This window comes from Scytonema sp. UIC 10036 (assembly GCF_009725235.1).
The window spans coordinates 1-14250 of record NZ_WJFC01000277.1 but is presented as its reverse complement, the minus strand read 5'-3'; the positions used below and the strand labels follow the sequence as shown (position 1 = coordinate 14250).

Genomic DNA, 14250 nt, shown 5'->3' with positions numbered 1-14250 from the left:
GGGTAGGGAGTAGGGGGTAGGGGGTGAGGGCGAGAGGGATGTCCCCCTTGTCTCCCTTGTCCCCCTTGTCTCCCTTGTCTCCCTTGTCTCCCTTGTCTCCCTTGTCTCCTCGTCTTCTTCCAGCAACCTGTGTAAATCACACCCAAGGGTGATAACCAATTCCCAGTGCTTTCTAGGAAGGTGGTAGAGCAATAAATCTGTTTCAGCACTCCAAGAGAGTGGCTTGGTATTGGGATATCCCCAACTTTCTCCCACAACTGGTGGATAAGCTTCTGCACTTTGCGTTTTGATTGCTCCACCGAGCAGCCAAAAGCGCCCATTTCTTCCCGGAGTCATCTCCTCCAAAAGAGAACCAACGTCCAGTTTCTTTTGTTCTATGTAGGGAACCAATTGCTGTATATTGTGACTTTTTTGGGAGCGTAACTCAGTACAAGTTTTGAAAAAAATTAATACTTGACGCTCATGAGTAGAGTGATTTAAATTGGTTTGCAGATTGGGGAAATGCTGCAACCACGGAACGACATCGGAAACTTTAGCTTGAGCTACATAACCAGCACTAGCTGCTATAGCTTGATAGGGGAGAGGTTCATCGCAGAACAAACAATCTGCACCAAAAGTTTGTTGTGGTAAAAGTAATTGAGTTGACACTGAACGCTTGAGAGTCTTATCATACCCAAGCAGACGTACTCGACCTTGACAAACCAAGTAAAGAAAATCGCCTGCATTTTCAAAGTTTTTATCCGGGCTACCGATAGTTAAATCGTCACCTAACTGAAACTCGCGAACAACCCAAATTTTACTGAAATCCGATACTAGACTAGAATCTCCCGCAATCAGTTTCAAACAGTTAAGAATAACCGTACTTGACATTGGAGATAAATGTTGACTATTATTAATTGATTTGTGGACTCTTAACGACGAAAAAGAGTTCATCGTTTGTTCTCTGATGTCTTATAAAACTTCACTTGGTCTCGTCAATAGACTTGTTGTACTTTATCAAAAGTTTACCTGCACTTTCATTGGTATTCTTCCACGTAATTCTCCTTAAACAGTATAAATAAGCGCATTTAGTGAGTTTTGACAACTTTTAAGACCGAGAAGAGAAAAATAAATTTTTGATGAAATCTGCAAAACTATTAGCGTGTACACGAAGATTTTGCGTTAAAAAAGGTTGATAAGTTAAAAGCGAATGATGTATCAGCATTGATTTGTGCTACCAGAGCTAAATTGTAGTAAAAGATACAAAGAATTCGACTAAAAAAAGGAAGATTTTATCCCTAAGCCTTGAAAACTAGGGACTCTCTAAAGTTATTGCATAACCCTCCACGAAATATTTTTTCAGAGGTTAATAGTGGAATTCCGGAAAATATGTAACAGGGAAAAAAATATTATACGACAGAGAAATATGATTTGCTAAGAGTTGGGGAAGAAATTAGGGATTGGGCATTGGGCATTGAGCATTGGGCATAGTTATTTCGTCTTTCTCCCTTGTCCCCCTTGTCCCCTTGTCCCCCTTGTCCCCTACCCCCTACCCCCTACCCCCTACCAAATAAACTGCCCAAATGGCCATAGCCCGCAGGTAGACGCAAGCGCGGAAAGTCCCGGCAGCCCGTAATAGCTTCAGGAGTTCGGAATTGTAGCCCATTGTTGTAAATTTGGCTAACAACAGCTTGTGTTAATTGAAATGCTTCATCCTTCATGCCCATTTGTACGAGAAATGCAGCTAGCCCAAAATTGATTCCCGTCCAAACTTCCAAGGGATGAGTGGCTTTAGGATTCTCTGGCGAACCATCAGGACGAAGACCATTTGCAGCGCCAAATTGACCGTTATGAAACTTGAGGAAGCAGGTTTCGTAAACAGTTTTTAAAGCAGATGCAGCACAATCGGGTGGTACGATATCTGGTAACCCCAACAAGCGAGCATAGAATTGTCCGCAAAGTTGGTCTGCCATGACGACATCAGAACCACTCTGAGTGTCTAGCCGATAATACTGCCCGTTCCAAAGTTTTTCTTGGTAAACAGGGCGAGATTGCTCTAACCAAACTTCATAGATGGATTTTTGAACTGTAGCATTGTCTTGAGTATCTACTAAAAGTTCGCAAATCGCGATCGCCGCTTCTAGTGCTGCCAACCACAATCCACCACAGTAAGCACTAACTCCTTGCAAACGCCAGTCATCAAAAGTTTGATCGGGTGCGCCGGAATTCTCAGGAATGCCATCTCCATCTTTGTCAAAAGTCTTAAGATAGTCCAAGGTTTGGACAATGGCATTCCAACAATCCGCTAAGAATTCCACATCATTAGCACCTGTAAGGAGAAAGTCTCGGTATACCTGTAAAACAAAATCGCTACCTAAATCCTTCCACAAGTTGCAATCTTGATAACTTGTGTAATTGGTTTTTTCCCAAACGTGTTCGTTTGGTGCGCCCAAATCGTGAGGTGTTGCACCTGGAACTTTACGAACTGCCATTGGACTTTCTGCTCCAATGGTATAATAGTAACCAATAACACGGGGAGTACTGTCACTTTTGGGAATTGCTCGTGCAAAAGCCCGCATCACTGCCTTTTCTAGTTCTGGAAACAGTATCAGTAGGGCAAAAGAACCGTACAGCCGGACATCTAAACTTTCATACCAGCGATAGTCCAAACATTCGAGTACAGCAAACTGTCCGATAGGGTTGCTTTTCGAGGCTGCGCTCCAGAGAGTTCCACCACTTGTCAGGTCGTAAAGCTCGTTGAAAAGAGCCATTTTAAACCAATCGGGCAAGTCTTGACGCTCAATAATAGGCGTTTGCCATGCGTGAATTTGTGCTTGCCAAGTTTCATATTCTACTAAGGCTGCCGATGCGATCGCCCAAGCATTATTACCGTTGAGACCAAAAAAATCCGTATATCTGCGGTAATAGATAATTCCTTCTGCAAATTCCGTTACAGGAAAATCCCAAGCCAGGACGAAAGGAAGTTTTAAAGTTTCTCCTGGTTGAAGAGTGAACCGAAGGGCAAGGGCGGCTCCAAGCTGTTCGCCAAGAGCCACTGGAGTTTCATCTGTGGAGTTAGACAAGGAACCATTTTGGGCGAAGCTTTGCCATATTTCCTCACCCGTCCCAGTTGGATTCCAGCGAGTGTTGTAATATGCTTCCACCAATGGATGTTTTTGAGTAGCAATACACCACTGTCCATCACCTTCGCTTAAGGGTTCACCACTGTTCACCCGACTCATCAAACAACCGATATATTCGCCCGTTTCTACAAGCTGGTTAAAGTTACCTTGGCTTTCATTCAAACGCGGTTGGTAGTCGTAGACTGGACTGCCATCATCCCGCACCCTGACTTCAGGAGATTTGAGGGCATTGGTAAACCAACCCACCATATTTTGCCAAGTCAACATTATGCTGAGGGTAATCGGTGTATTTGTGGTATTTTGTGCAGTCCAGACGAACACGGCTACCGGATAACTTGTTTCCTTGTAGTTATTAGCCCAAATGGGGGAGAATTGCTCGCACTGTAGCTGTACTTGAAACACCCCTTCATAAACAAACCAACTGCGAGGATATAACGCGTGATAGCTTCCCGTTGAGGGAATTTTGGATTTTGGATTTTGGATTTTGGATTGAGGATTTTCCCCCTCTCCCCCTCGGACACTTGCTGGATACCACTGCCAAGCTGAGAGACTACCATCCTGTGGTGCTTGCGTACACAGGGCATAAGCTTTTGAGGAAGAATTATCTGACTCGAACAAGCTAAATTGACAGGCGGGAATGTTTTTGAATACGTGTTCGCCACCATCAATCTGCCACAGATTGAAGTCTCCTCGCGAGGAGCGACCAATACACCCTGCACCAAAGCCACCAAGAGGCATACCGTGCCATGGTCCATCGTCAATATTACTTGCGTAGCGGACTGTGTATGGAGTATCCCAACCTAAACCAATGGGACGGCTCCAAACGCAGGAAGGAATGACGGAGAAAGGCTTGTTACTCATTGATCGATTATACGGCTTTTGATGCAGAAGAGTAAAACCAATGGAATTAATCTCGTTCCATATCAAAAATCACTTGTAATTCAGCATCTGGCATGAGCCGCCGTAAGACTGCCAAGTGACCATCCGCATCACTGCGGCTGCGGAATCGACCTATAACAGTTTGTTGTGTTGGTGAAAGCAAACGAACAACGATCCAAGGTGCTAGTGCGGTGCGGTAACCTTTAGTTTGTCGATTCAACACTTCTAAACCTCCCTTTGATTGCATTAAATAAAAACGGTAATTGTTACACCAGTTGGAAAAAAGAATAGGATAAATAGTTGGGTGAGATTTAGCCTAGGTGAGGTTTTCTCAATCCAAAATCTAAAATCCACGCATGGTATGTTTTTGCTAGAAAAGCGCTCTTTATCTCATGAACGAGACACAAAATTATTCCCTATGCCTTGCCCAATGGAGTTTTTATACACCACAAGCACGTCTGTGTTCACGCATCTATACGCACACTTCGCTAACAATAAGACGAAGGCATTTCGTATCTCTCAATTCCAAAAAAGCGATAAGCCAGCTGCCCACGGGCTGAAGCCGAATCACCTGACGTGCAGAGATTCCAGTTTACGTAATTGGAATAACTAGTTCGAGTTGCAGAACCTTAGTTCACGGTGAGATGCAATTCGCTGAAATAAAACCTGAAAAAAAGGCAGATATCGACATACAGGCATAACCTTTCGGTTGCTACCTTTTTGTTATTTTGCTTACACTTTCCGTGTAAGTTTTTAAGTTTTTGTGAAACACTATTCCAAAGTAGTGACGAATCACTACCCATCAAATTAAAGGTCTAATCAACCAAAAGGTTATGTATTGGTTGACCAAATGCAAACATGAAATACATATGGCAATCTGCAAACCCAGTCGCTCCAACTAACTTATTAACATCATTCTAAACCAAGATATTTGCGAAAGGCAGAGGGGTCTCAACCCACATTTGCAAAATATCTATTGCTGATGTCAAACAAGCCAGTTGATTGAGAAAGCAAGTCAATCTGGCATTTAGAACCTGTTGTACAGTCTCAGTTGCAGATATTACAGCCTCAATCTTATTTGTGAAGTCTTGTGTTGCTGATTCCAACATTTCGCAGTGGAGCCTGCCACTGCCGCGCTCATCACTCATATTCATACGATGCTACCCAAGTATCTAAATTTCTCACTTACATTTACATTCGTTAAAAACGAGAACAGGAAAGAAGGAACATTTATAACAAAAATTTGTCATTGTTGCTAATTAATTTCCACCAAGTTATAGATGTGGAAAGAAAAACCCCAGATTCATGACCTGGGGCGAACAACACAAAGGCGTAGCGGTTGGCACTGGAGTAGTATTAAAACCGATCGCAAACCAAAAAGAGGAGCTTCTAGCCTTGTGTGATGCGTTTGTTGGTGCAAGAACGTATTAACACTCACAATACTAACCCAAAAATTCGTCTGGTTGCCAAAATGCCAAAAGAAATTTCCTGAAAAAATCTTGAGTTCTCAATAAAAGAAAGGGGAGAAACCCCACATCCCCATGTTGGATAGAAGGCTTATAAAATAAGAGAAAGGGTCACGAGTTTTCAATAGGGAGTGAGGGGAGAAACCCCACACTTTCACATCTAATTCTAACCCATTTAATAATAAAAATAAAGAGTTTTAGATAGGGTATGGGGGGAGAAACCCCACACTTTTACATTTAAAACAAACTTATTTCAAATCCAGCAAACCATCTTCTTTTAACTTCGGATTAAAACGAATTTGTGCTTGCAAACCACGCGATTCTAGAAGGTTTGAGATTTCAGCCTCGACTCGCCGTGCCACATTTTTGATAATTTTAGTTTGCGTCAGCTCATCATTTAAAGGATTGTCATAATGAGTTTTCTCTTCAGGTGTCATCACTGCTCTCACATCAATTGGATTCGTCCATTTCTCTTTGTTGTCTGTATTGCCCGAGGGGATACTGCCATTTTCCGCGATCCAAGCCTTCTCGATATTGTCCAGCAGAGTTCGGCTGGGACGTTCAATGGTTTGGGCTTTCACCCAATAGCAATTATGCGGTTGCCTTACCAAATGCTGCCTCAGACTGAGATAAACATCACGGGAATATCCTACAAATTGCAGCACGTGTTCTCGGTCGTAAATTGCGTACACTCCAATTTTGCCCTGCAAGTGTTCGGGTAGTTGACCGCGATCGTCTATATAAGGAATATATTCCAAACTCTTTAAAGAAGGAATATTCGTTTCATCTACCATAAGCCAATCCAAACAAGGTTGATTCCTAAGACTATTATTAAATAATTCGTTCGTAGTTGCGCTTTAGCGTATGTAGTAGGTGGGCAATGCCCCTGTCAAGGTAGATAAAAACTTCCGGCAATTAATAGCACTCTCACCTCTTACCTCTGTGTACTTTGCGTCTCAGTAGTTAAATAAATCACTTCGGATAACCACTTACATATGATACATGCGAAGACAGCGCAACTACAAACTACACAACCTGTCGTTACAGGGGAATTTAGCTACTATGAGGAATATATATTTGCGTTAGTAGCTAATGAACTTTTGTAGTGATAATGTTGTCGGGGTATCTCCAGAAATTATGGCAGCACTCGTGGAATGCAATTATGGCGTTGCTATGCCTTATGGTAACGACGATCGCACTCATTACTTAAATAATCTGTTTTCCGAATTGTTTGAGACAGAGGTACTAGTATTTCCTGTAGCCACAGGTACGGCTGCCAATGCACTTGCTCTATCAGTTATGTCAGCTCCTTATGGAGCAATCTACTGCCACCATCAATCTCATATTAATTGTGATGAGTGCGGTGCTCCTGAATTTTTTACAGGCGGAGCAAAATTGCTAACCCTGCAAGGAGAACATGGCAAGATAAACGCCAAGGATTTAGCGGGTGCGATCGCTCGCGCTGGTACTGGTATAGTCCATCACGTTCAACCTACTGCTGTTAGCTTGTCTCAAGCAAGTGAAGCCGGTACGGTATACAGTATTGGAGAAATTGCTCAAATTGCTGAAGTGGCACACTCTCACGGACTGCCACTGCATATGGACGGTGCGCGTTTTGCTAACGCCGTTGTCACCCTGAGATGTACTCCTGCAGAAATAACCTGGCGTGCTGGAGTTGATGTGTTATGCTTCGGTGCAACCAAAAATGGAGCAATGGCAGCAGAAGCCGTTGTATTTTTCAATCGCGATTTAGCACAAACCTTTAGCTATCGCCGCAAACGTAGCGGACATTTGTTTTCTAAAATGCAGTTTTTGTCAGTGCAGTTAGAAGCTTACGTCAAAAATGATTTGTGGTTGAAGAATGCAGCCCGTGCCAATCAAATGGCAAAAGATTTAGCCGAAAAGTTAACAAAACTGCCTGGAATTACCCTACGCCATCCTGTGGAAGCCAACGAGATATTTGTTCAAATGCCAGAACAAGTCATTGTAAATCTTTTAGATGATGGCTTTCAATTCTACCGTTGGGATGTCGAAGATTCTACAACAGTAAGGCTAGTCACTGCTTTTAGTACCGAAGAAAAAGATATTGCAGCACTGGTTGATGCGGCTCGGAAGTACTGCGTTTAATAACTTTCCTTGTTCCCAGGCGGAGCCTGGGAATACATGGTTTGAGGCTCTGCCTCGCATCTCTTGAGTACGGGAGGCGGAGCCTCCGTGAAGGCATTCCCAGGCTCCGCCTGGGAACGAGTAGAACTGGTCACTGATAATCACAAGACTTGTAAAAGTTGCTTAACCTTGGTACTTTGCCGTTGTTGAAATTCCAGGGGGAAATTTAACTCCAGCACGATTCTACCGTTTTCTTCTTTAACTGCAGAAACTTCAACAACAAACTTACTTGGTGGAAGGTTTTCCATCTGTTGGCTTAATAACAGACCAACCATGGGTTTGATAGCTCTCATCCTGTTCAAGTCGTCGTCCCTCAGTATGCGATCGCCCGTTGTCGCTTGTCTACCCTGTAGTTCCAACCGCAAACCCGTGACTCCGAGTTCTGTGGCAACTCCAGGGAAGAAATGACCATCCCAGTAAACCTCGCCAACAGCACTGACTTGCTTGCGGACTAGATGACGAGTACTGTGTTTTATATCCTGCAAAGAACGACCCAAACTTGTTGCCAAGAACCCAAGAGAAACAAATGGCTGATCTATATTTTGTCTAGTTTGGGAATACCACTGGCGCACATCTGAATATAGAACCAAAATTAAATTATCCATTTGGGCACGACTTGGATTAACAAAATCAATTGCTAAATGTGTTTCTGTCGCATTGACGGGAGAAATTCGAACAACCCTTGCTGTTAGCAAGACACGGGCTGTAAAATCCCCAAGAACCTCAACTTCGACTTCATCTGGTAAATTTGCCCAAGATGCTACGGAAATTAATGCCCCAGTTTCTGAGATGTTAACAGTCTCACCAACAATTTGTTGATTGTTAGAAGAAATGATAACAGGGAGACGCCGCGCCAAACGGTGAGCAGAACGAATTTGTGGTTGTTCTAGAGCAACTAACAGTGCTGCTATCAGTAAGATGAGGTTAAAGCCAGACCATAAAGTGTTAACCAAAACTGCTTGCCAATCTTCTGGGCGAAGTAAAATCCAATAGGGAACGGCAAATAAAGAAGCAATCACCATCACTATCACCACTACCAAACCCCGCATAGAGCGCCAGTCAAAACTGCGTTTGCGGACATTGACTCCTTTGTCAGTTACGTTAAAGGAACCTAGTTTGGGATTGATGAGTGCCAGCATCGTTACCCATCCTGCTTGGAAAGCCATTACAAATTCAAAAATTTCATTCCAAAAGGAAAATCTAACAGTTTTGTAGATAATGTGGTTGGTAAATAGTGCTAGCAGAATATGGGGGAAAGCATAAGCAATAGTTTCCAAACCCAAACCTTGAATGGGGTTAATCCCAAATAACAAAAACAAGGTGGGAACAACTGCGTAAATAATTCGGGGGTAACCATACAAGAAGTGCGATGTCGCACTAAAGTAACAAATTCTTTGAGCAAGTGTTAACTTAAGATTTGGGTTAAACAGAGGATTTTCCAAGCGTAAAATTTGCGCCATACCTCTCGCCCAGCGCACTTGTTGACCCACATATGATGCATAGGTTTCTGGTGCTAAGCCAGCTACCATAATTTTGTCATAGTAGACAGATTTGTAACCCTTTGCGTGCAACTGTAATGCTGTATGACAATCCTCCGTCACAGTTTCCACAGCAATTCCCCTAACTTCTAAAGCGTGGGATTTACGAATGACAGCAGCAGAACCACAGAAAAAGGAAGCATTCCAAAAATCGTTCCCTTTTTGCAGTACCTTATAAAACAGTTCATTACCAACTGGAATTCTCCCGCCTGTTAATAAATTGCGCTCAAAGGGGTCGGGATTATAAAACCAGTGAGGAGTTTGAACAAAAGACACTTTTGGATCGTAGAAAAAACCTACTGTATTAAGTAGAAATTGACGCGATGGAATATGGTCGCAATCTAAAATTAACACCAAATCGCCATCAGTTTGACGAAAAGCATTGTTAATATTACCTGCTTTAGCGTGGTCGTTATTATCTCGTGTCATGTGCGTGCAGCCAATTTCGTTGCACATTTTGCGAATTTGTTCCCGTCTAGAACGGAACTTTTCACGGCGCGGATCGTCTTCTTTGTATCTTTCTGGGCGACCATCATCCAAGACATAAACGCTTTTTTTTCCTGGTGCGTAGTCGCAAGCCATGGCTGCTAATACAGTTTTGCGAACAATTTCAACATCTTCATTAAAAGTAGGGATATAAATATCAACAGTAAACCATTGTTCTTGCGGAATAGTTGAGATATCGATTGGCTGACGGTCTTTTAATTTTAAAGTTTGAAAGTATGCCAGTACCAAAGTTAAAACAGCGTAAAGTTCTGCGCTATATAGCAGCACACAAGCAATACTATTTAGCCAGCCATCAAAATTGAGGGTATAACTTGTGCGGTAAAAAAGATAGCGGAGTGTAGTGACTAAACTTAGCCATACCATAAATAAGTGATAGTATTGGCTAATTTCTGGTGAAGACTCTTGTTCTTCTGCTTGTACGATTAATTGTCCCAGTATCACTAAAAAGATAGCTATAACTGCTTGTTGCCACACTCTAAGTTGGGTAACAATTAATGGAATTGAAATAACAAGCAGCAGTAAGACAAGCCATTTAAAATATTTGAGACCTACTTTCTCCAAGGCGCGATCGAAGAAACGAGGTGTACGGTCAATCAGCCATTGACTTAATTTAGGTCGTCTTTGTTGTTGGGGTGAATTGAAGGAAGACATTTGGATTTTGGATTTTGGATTTTGGATTTTGGATTTGAGATTTTGGATTTTGGATTTTGGATTTTGGATTTGAGATTTTTACCACAGATAAACGCAGATAAAAGATCCCTATCTGCGTCTGTCCGCGTTCATCTGCGGTTATAATTAATTCCTGTCAGCAACAGTAAGGCGTTTTAAATACAATTGGACAATTCCATAAAGTAAGAACGATACACCTAAAATCCCAAGAGGAAGTAAGAGCCAATTTTCTTGTAAAACTCTTGAGATTTTGCTGAGTAAAGTTGTATCCTCTACACGAGTGCTTGAGTCGGAAGTTTGAAGAAATTTGAGTTGGTAAGCGTTGGAATCATAAGGAGCGAGATCTTTACGATCGCTACTTACAAGTGCGGTATCCTGTTGTAGTTGATAGAACCAGGGGTCATTCTCGAACACTTGTCGAACTCCCTCTAAACCATCTTCTGTTTGTGCTGTTAGGGCTAAGATAATCCGTTCTTTACTCCATGGAGATATGATTTGCTTAATCATGCCTTGAGTATCTTGTGGAGTTTGAATTGCACCTTGCGCTGATATACGAGCAAATGCATTGTTTAAGTTTAAACCTGTAGATTGAAAGACTTCAGGTAAAGGAAATTTCTCGCGAGTTCCTATGCCTATCAAATGCTCATTTTTGCGAATGGTATCAGGTAATGTTTCTAGGGTAAACACTTTTAATTTTACAGAGTTCGCTTGGCTCAAGCGTCCCAATCTTTCACTAAGAGATAGTAAAGTGAGGATATCAGTATCAGATGGGTTTTGCGGCATAACAATTGCCGTTTTAGATAAATCTTGAGGTGCAGCAAACGGGAAACCAAATTGTAAGAGTTTTAAATTTGGAAGTTTTACAGAAACTTCTCGCTTTAAATCGAAGCTTGTGTCAGAATGCACAGTACCAATGAGTTGTTGATCGGCTGCAGTCGTACAATTTTGTTTGTCAAATGCATCTTTAGGATTCATCTGGAAGAATATCTGAATCTTAGAGTTGGAGTGCAGTAAATTTGCTGGTAAATCGACTTTTAGCTGTTTGCGAGTTTCTCCAGCATCTGAAGATAAGCGTGCGCCACCAACATATTTGTCATCAATTAAAACTTCCACCGCAGAAGTTCTGGGGTTCACTTGAGGACCGTAGCTATAAACTAGGTTCATAGAACTGCCACGCAAAAATCTGTCATCTGGCAAAGCGCGGAAATCGATTTCAATTGGCGGTGCGGCTGAACCACGGACGCTGACATCACTCAATGGTTCTCCATTAAGTGGAGATGTGAGGTCATTGAGTTTAAAAGAATTTGCTTCTGGAAGGTGGCGGGGCCATTCACGCGGATCGGGCGATGCTACATCTTTCACTTGGTTAACTAAGATGACCGAACCCGTACCTATATTTCGTAAGTCTGGCTGTACTAAAAACTGTACTGCCTTCATCACACCTTTCAACCCATTACCAGTAGCAATCAAAACAGGAGCACCGCCCCCTTTTTCTTGAGTAGTAGTTGCAATTAATACTCCAGTATCCTCAGGTATGGGATTCTTACTGCGATCGAGAATTTGACCGTTAACAACAGGAACAGGTAATTTCAAAGAAGCTAGGACAGGCTGTTCGCTGGGAGTCCCAATAATCGCCAACCGTTGTTCGGGCTTGACATCAGCAACATCAGTCACCATGCTCGTCTCTAAAGGACGAAAATCTGCAAGTCTTCCAAAAGTCGCTTGCAAACGAGCAGTAGCCGTTAACCAATACTGACTTGTCTGAGTAGGCTGTAGATAAACAATATGATTGGTCTCTAAACCAAGTTCATCAAAAAAAGGATAAGGATAACGGCTAAAATTCAGAGGAAGTGGCTGCCGTTGAAAATTGAAAATTAATTTAGAATCTGGTAAAACCTCCGTCCATAAATTTGGGTCTTTAGGGTCAGTACACTGAGATGAAGTATTTTGCTGTGCCACTAACTTCAGTTCATTGTAATTTTGAAGAAGTTTTGGTGGAATATTAACCAGCATTTGACTGACTTGCGACTGTTTCCGATTCAGAGGAATACTACCCACAGCCGTATCATTAACCATTACCGTCAAATTAGAACGGTTAGCATATAACGCAGGCGAATGTTGGAACCGTATCAAGGCTTTTACATTATTAATTTTCCAACTACGAGGACGAGTAAAGCCAAGACGACTTTGGGCATACATTCCTCGCAAACGCAATCGATTCCCAACAATTGGACTGCGATTAAACTCAAGGTTATACGTAATCAGTTTTTTTTCTTCACCAGGTATAACCTTTCTATTGCGAGCATTATCTTGAGCTTCTACACTTAGTAGAGAATTAGGAAACAGGAAAAAGCAAACAGTCAAAAGAATTGCTTTTTTCTTAAGTTGACAAAGACCAAACAACAACTTCATATGACCAGATTTTGGATGCGTGGATTTTAGATTTTGGATTTTAGATTTTAGATTTTGGATGCGTGGATTTTAGATTTTGGATTTTAGATTTTAGATTTTGGATTTTGGATGCGTGGATTTTATTTACAAATTCCTGAAACTTGGACAAAAAACCAATAACCAATGACAAATGACAAATGACAAATGACAAATAACAAATGACAAATAGCTCATTTACCCCTTAACAACTGCTGAGAAATAACCGACGGAGGAAATAATCCTAACCAAGCAAGATTTTGAGTATAGTAAGCAGATTTATCATCCCAAACCCCCTGCTTGTATTGAGGTAGCAACTTCTTCACAACCAACTCTTGAGCCAGTCGCGGTTCTACTATTTGCCAAGCAGCATAAAGCATGGCATACTGTGCTGTAGCTTCATAATTCACCAAACCTTTTCCTTGTAAATCTATACGTGCTGGTAAACGCGATCGCTCGCGCCATAACTGTTGCAAATATTTCGTAGACGTTTGAAGATAACGCCTTGCTTGTGGGTAATTAAACCAAGCAGCATCCAATGACACGCGCCACCAAACTCGATAAGCATCAAAACCATATACTGTTTGCAATTCTTCCGACTGCGGTAAAGCTTGGTATTTTCCCGTTGTCATATCCAAAGCCACCCAGTCACTCGGCAAACCAACAGTAGAAAGCTGTGTTGATTGTTCCAGAACCTCGTAACCCGTGTCTATCAAACTCAACCAATCTTGTTTGGGATCTACTTGAGCAAACAACCTAAAAGCATAAGGCGCGAAATAAGAAGGATTGAGGTAAAGAGTCGATTGATTAATGATAAACGCACTCGCAGGTCCCGGTAACAAATACCGCTTTCCTTGAGGCGCAGATGTTACCCCTAGATTCCACAAATCTTGTAATTTAGCTTTTGCCAATTCCAAGTACTCAGGACGATTCCAACGCCGAGAAGCAAGAATCAAGGCAGTAATCGCATCAATATCGCCATCACTGGCAAAATTACTATCGATAGTACCCCAGTTACCATCAACATTTCGTCCCCACTTCCAAGCCCACAAGTTATCCGTCCGCTTACCGTTGACTTGTCGTTGAAGATTATTTTCTCCCCACTTTAAAGTCAGGGCAAAAGTCTCAAAGTCATTCACCAAAACTGCTCGCAGCATGGCATAAGCTTGACCTTCGCTCGTTGAGCGATCGCCCGCTTCATAATCAATCACCCGTCCATCACCCTGGATAAATCTTTGGCGATAACTTTCCCAACTTGCAACCAATAGCTCTCGATTGGGGATAGATTGTGGTAAACCCGCCAATAATACAGAGTGATTTTTGTCACTTTCAAACAACGTAGTTGTTGTCGTTGGAGTATGACCATTTGAGGTTTCTGTAACTGTATAACTTGAGACACAAGCATTTAAAACAATTAAACTCGCAATAGCCATAATTCTGAGAAAAAACTGCATTTTTAGGGAATAGGGGGTAGGG

General features: G+C 42.1%; 7 protein-coding genes and 2 pseudogenes. 1 reads left to right on the top strand and 8 read right to left on the bottom strand.

Going from position 1 to position 14250, the window contains the following annotated elements:
- From F7734_RS56370 to F7734_RS56350, 5 genes and pseudogenes are all read right to left on the bottom strand, one after another.
- Window positions 1-870, bottom strand: a pseudogene (locus F7734_RS56370) (peptidase C39); the annotation flags it as partial.
- A gap of 658 nt (window positions 871-1528) precedes the next feature.
- Window positions 1529-3983, bottom strand: a pseudogene (locus F7734_RS56365) (GH116 family glycosyl hydrolase).
- Between the two features lie 46 nt (window positions 3984-4029).
- Window positions 4030-4224: a hypothetical protein gene (locus tag F7734_RS56360; protein WP_347566456.1), complete on the bottom strand. Its 195-nt coding sequence runs from the start codon at window positions 4222-4224 to the stop codon at window positions 4030-4032.
- A gap of 694 nt (window positions 4225-4918) precedes the next feature.
- Window positions 4919-5155 carry a hypothetical protein gene (locus F7734_RS56355; protein WP_207714453.1) on the bottom strand — a complete coding sequence of 79 codons (237 nt, stop codon included), beginning with the start codon at window positions 5153-5155 and terminating at the stop codon, window positions 4919-4921.
- Window positions 5156-5715: 560 nt separating this feature from the next.
- A complete protein-coding gene (locus F7734_RS56350; protein ID WP_155752885.1) occupies window positions 5716-6261 on the bottom strand; it encodes a GIY-YIG nuclease family protein in 546 nt (181 codons plus the stop codon).
- Window positions 6262-6559: 298 nt separating this feature from the next.
- Between F7734_RS56350 and F7734_RS56345 the strand changes: the two genes are divergently transcribed.
- Entirely contained in the window at window positions 6560-7594 is a 1035-nt protein-coding gene (locus F7734_RS56345; RefSeq protein WP_155752884.1) for a low specificity L-threonine aldolase, read from the top strand.
- A gap of 140 nt (window positions 7595-7734) precedes the next feature.
- Here the strand turns inward: F7734_RS56345 and bcsA are convergent, their stop codons facing one another.
- From bcsA to F7734_RS56330, 3 genes are all read right to left on the bottom strand, one after another.
- On the bottom strand, window positions 7735-10329 hold the full coding sequence (bcsA, locus tag F7734_RS56340; RefSeq protein WP_155752883.1) for a UDP-forming cellulose synthase catalytic subunit: 2595 nt from the start codon (window positions 10327-10329) through the stop codon (window positions 7735-7737).
- 144 nt (window positions 10330-10473) lie between these two features.
- Window positions 10474-12759 (bottom strand): cellulose biosynthesis cyclic di-GMP-binding regulatory protein BcsB, encoded by a 2286-nt coding sequence (locus F7734_RS56335; RefSeq protein WP_155752882.1) that lies wholly within the window; start codon window positions 12757-12759, stop codon window positions 10474-10476.
- 209 nt (window positions 12760-12968) lie between these two features.
- Window positions 12969-14250, bottom strand: a 1282-nt coding sequence (locus F7734_RS56330) for a glycosyl hydrolase family 8 (RefSeq protein WP_347566455.1), incomplete at its 5' end; no start/stop codon positions are given.

Excerpts from the sequence above, each read along its gene's own strand:
- F7734_RS56355 (WP_207714453.1), bottom strand. The coding sequence starts at position 5,155 with ATGAATATGAGTGATGAGCGCGGCAGTGGCAGGCTCCACTGCGAAATG.
- F7734_RS56350 (WP_155752885.1), bottom strand. The coding sequence starts at position 6,261 with ATGGTAGATGAAACGAATATTCCTTCTTTAAAGAGTTTGGAATATATT.
- F7734_RS56345 (WP_155752884.1), top strand. The coding sequence starts at position 6,560 with ATGAACTTTTGTAGTGATAATGTTGTCGGGGTATCTCCAGAAATTATG.
- bcsA (WP_155752883.1), bottom strand. The coding sequence starts at position 10,329 with ATGTCTTCCTTCAATTCACCCCAACAACAAAGACGACCTAAATTAAGT.
- F7734_RS56335 (WP_155752882.1), bottom strand. The coding sequence starts at position 12,759 with ATGAAGTTGTTGTTTGGTCTTTGTCAACTTAAGAAAAAAGCAATTCTT.